This is a genomic window from Acinetobacter sp. CY05 (assembly GCF_059515805.1).
Genome location: NZ_JCAKMW010000054.1, coordinates 1 through 2,653, shown reverse-complemented (window position 1 = coordinate 2,653; position 2,653 = coordinate 1). Strand labels below are relative to the sequence as shown.

Annotated in this window: 2 protein-coding genes; both read left to right on the top strand. The window is 42.9% G+C overall.

Annotation, left to right across the window (positions count from 1 at the left end):
• On the top strand, window positions 1-180 hold a 180-nt coding region (locus tag AC5YCD_RS15660; RefSeq protein ID WP_496130879.1), incomplete at its 5' end, for an Ig-like domain-containing protein.
• Window positions 104-2,653, top strand: a 2,550-nt coding sequence (locus AC5YCD_RS15655) for an Ig-like domain-containing protein (RefSeq protein ID WP_496130878.1), incomplete at its 3' end; no start/stop codon positions are given. The genes AC5YCD_RS15660 and AC5YCD_RS15655, both read left to right, overlap by 77 nt.

Genomic DNA, 2,653 nt, shown 5'->3' with positions numbered 1-2,653 from the left:
GCAGGTGCAACAGTCACTGCGATGATCAATAATAGATCAGTAGGTAAAGCGGTTGCTGATGCCAATGGTTATTATGTTTTAAAGCTTAACAAAGCCTATACCAATGGTGAGAAAATCGATCTTAGCGCGAAGGATAAAAGCTGGCAATACTTCGCATGTAGAGAGCATTATAGTTGCTGACACAACAGCACCTACTCAACTGACACAGAAATTAGAGAAAGATAATCGTACGATTACGGGCAAAAGTGAAGCTGGCGCCACCGTGGTTGCTACTGTTGCGGGCAAAGTTGTTGGCACAGCACAAGTTGCTAAAGATGGTAAATACAGCCTTTATCTTGATCAACTCTTTAGCAATGGTGAGAAGGTAGAATTATTTGCTCAAGATCAGGCAGGTAATAAGAGCAAAGCGTTCATTATCAACTTTAAAGATACTACAGCTCCAACCAATGGATATTACAAATTCACTGATGATGGTAAAGTAGTTAATGGTATTACAGAAGCAAACTCGACTGTTCTCGTGTATTTAAACGGTGCAACTTTAGGCCAGACTGTTTCTGATCAATTTGGTCATTATACATTCGCTTTGGAGCATCCATTTTTGAATGGAGAAGAACTAGAAATTAGCTTTAAAGATAAGGCAGGGAATAGTTCACAAAAAATAAAAATCAATGCATTGGATATTACAGCACCAGTAATACTTACTCAATTATTAGTTGCAGATAACAAAACAGTGATGGGTAACACCGAAGCTGGTGCGACAGTCAAAGTTAGCTATAACGGTAAAGTCATTGGCACTGCGATAGCAGATGCAACTGGCAAGTACAGTGTGAGTCTAGACAAGGCTTATAGCAATGGTGAAAAGCTTGATGTTGTGGCAACTGATCAAGCAGGTAATGCAACCAAGCCAAATGTAATTACAGCGCCTGATACCACAGCTCCATCGAACTTAACGCAAGTATTGGCTGCAGATAACAAAACAGTGACAGGTACAACTGAAGCTGGTGCAACAGTCAAAGTTAGCTACAATGGCAAAGTGATCGGAACTGCTGTGGCAAATGTTGATGGTAAGTACAGCATCACTTTGGATAAAGCGTATAACAATGGTGAGCATTTTGAGGTTATTGCAACGGACACAGCCAATAACAGCACCAAGCCAAATGCAATTACAGCGCCTGATACCACAGCGCCAGCAAGATTAACGCAAGTATTGGGTGTAGATAACAAAACAGTGACAGGTATCACTGAAGCTGGTGCAACAGTCAAAGTTAGCTACAATGGCAAAGTGATCGGAACTGCTGTGGCAAATGTTGATGGTAAGTACAGCATCACTTTGGATAAAGCGTATAACAATGGTGAGCATTTTGAGGTTATTGCAACGGACACAGCCAATAACAGCACCAAGCCAAATGCAATTACAGCGCCTGATACCACAGCGCCAGCAAGATTAACGCAAGTATTGGGTGTAGATAACAAAACAGTGACAGGTATCACTGAAGCTGGTGCAACAGTCAAAGTTAGCTACAATGGCAAAGTGATCGGAACTGCTGTGGCAAATGTTGATGGTAAGTACAGCATCACTTTGGATAAAGCGTATAACAATGGTGAGCATTTTGAGGTTATTGCAATGGACACAGCCAATAACAGCACCAAGCCAAATTCAATTACAGCGCCTGATACCACAGCGCCAGCAAGCTTAACGCAAGTATTGGGTGCAGATAACAAGACAGTGACAGGAACAACCGAAGCTGGTGCGACAGTCAAAGTTAGCTATAACGGTAAAGTCATTGGCACTGCGATAGCAGATGCAACTGGCAAGTACAGCGTGAGTCTAGACAAGGCTTATAGCAATGGTGAAAAGCTTGATGTTGTGGCAACTGATCAAGCAGGTAATGCAACCAAGCCAAATACGATTACAGCGCCTGATACGACAGCACCTGCGACCTTGACGCAAGTATTGGGTGCAGATAATAAGACAGTGATGGGTAACACCGAAGCTGGTGCGACAGTCAAAGTTAGCTATAACGGTAAAGTGATCGGAACTGCTGTGGCAAATGTTGATGGTAAGTACAGCATTACTTTGGATAAAGCGTATAACAATGGTGAGAAGCTAAATATTGTTTCTGCTGATCAAGCAGGTAATGCAACCAAGCCAAATACGATTACAGCGCCTGATACGACAGCACCTGCGACCTTGACGCAAGTATTGGGTGCAGATAACAAGACAGTGACAGGTATCACTGAAGCTGGTGCGACAGTCAAAGTTAGCTATAACGGTAAAGTGATCGGAACTGCTGTGGCAAATGTTGATGGTAAGTACAGCATTACTTTGGATAAAGCGTATAGCAATGGTGAGAAGCTAAATATTGTTTCTGCTGATCAAGCAGGTAATGCAACCCAGCCAAATACGATTACAGCGCCTGATACCACAGCGCCAGCAAGCTTAACGCAAGTATTGGGTGCAGATAACAAGACAGTGACAGGAACAACCGAAGCTGGTGCGACAGTCAAAGTTAGCTATAACGGTAAAGTCATTGGCACTGCGATAGCAGATGCAACTGGCAAGTACAGCGTGAGTCTAGACAAGGCTTATAGCAATGGTGAAAAGCTTGATGTTGTGGCAACTGATCAAGCAGGTAATGCAACCAAGCCAAAT